At 48.8% G+C, this 852-nt stretch carries 1 protein-coding gene; it reads left to right on the top strand.

Going from position 1 to position 852, the window contains the following annotated elements; all coding sequences use genetic code 11:
• Positions 1 to 10 precede the first annotated feature (10 nt).
• Positions 11 to 852, top strand: an 842-nt coding sequence (locus D5269_RS18000; protein WP_120487681.1) for an IS30 family transposase, incomplete at its 3' end; no start/stop codon positions are given.

The following is an 852-nucleotide window of genomic DNA, read 5'->3' as shown; positions in this document are numbered from 1 at the left end:
CGATTGGAGGATGGTAGGGGCCTACAGTGCGGACATTGCGCAAAAGGATTATGATTATAAGGCTACGTCAAAGGGTGCACAGCTAAAGATCGGGAACGATCATGACTTTGCGGCCTACGTTGAATGCGGAATAGCGGAGAAGCACTATTCCCCTGCGGCAGTATTGGGAGAAATCCGGACAAAGGGACTGCACTTTCGGACATCTATTTGTACCAGAACGCTTTACAATTACATAGACAAGCAGGTATTTTTGCGGATCACTAACCGGCATCTGCTACGCAAAGGACAACGGAAGCAGCCTTACAAGAGAGTACATGCGGTGAGAACAAAAAAGCCCCTATGCACAAGCATAGAGGATAGACCGGAAACTGCTTATTCTAGACAGGAGATCGGCCATTGGGAGATGGATACGGTTGTGGGAAAGTCAAAAGGCGCTGGACAGGCACTGCTTGTCTTAACCGAACGATTGACCCGTCAGGAGATGATTTTAAAGCTGAAACGCAAGACCAGTGCGGAAGTGGTGACCGCTCTTAATAGGCTTGAGCGTAGATATGGCAAACGCTTTCCGGCTCTCTTTAAGTCAATCACAGTGGATAATGGTTCTGAATTCATGGATACTGCCGGGATGGAAAAGTCCGTGAGGACAAAGAATCCGCGCACAAAGGTCTATTACTGCCATCCTTATTCAAGCTGGGAGCGCGGCTCCAACGAGAACGCAAACGCAATCATCCGGAGATTTATTCCCAAGGGTACGCCGATTGAAAACTACAGCGCAAAGGAGGTGCAGCAGATCGAGGATTGGATAAACAACTATCCCCGAAAGATTCTGGGGTTCCGGTGCTCCAACGATCT

Origin of the sequence: Anaerotruncus sp. 1XD42-93 (genome assembly GCF_009917605.1) — a bacterium.
GTDB lineage: Bacteria > Bacillota > Clostridia > Oscillospirales > Ruminococcaceae > Anaerotruncus.
The sequence above is the reverse complement of the archived record's forward strand: the minus strand, read 5'-3'. Positions and strand labels throughout refer to the sequence as shown.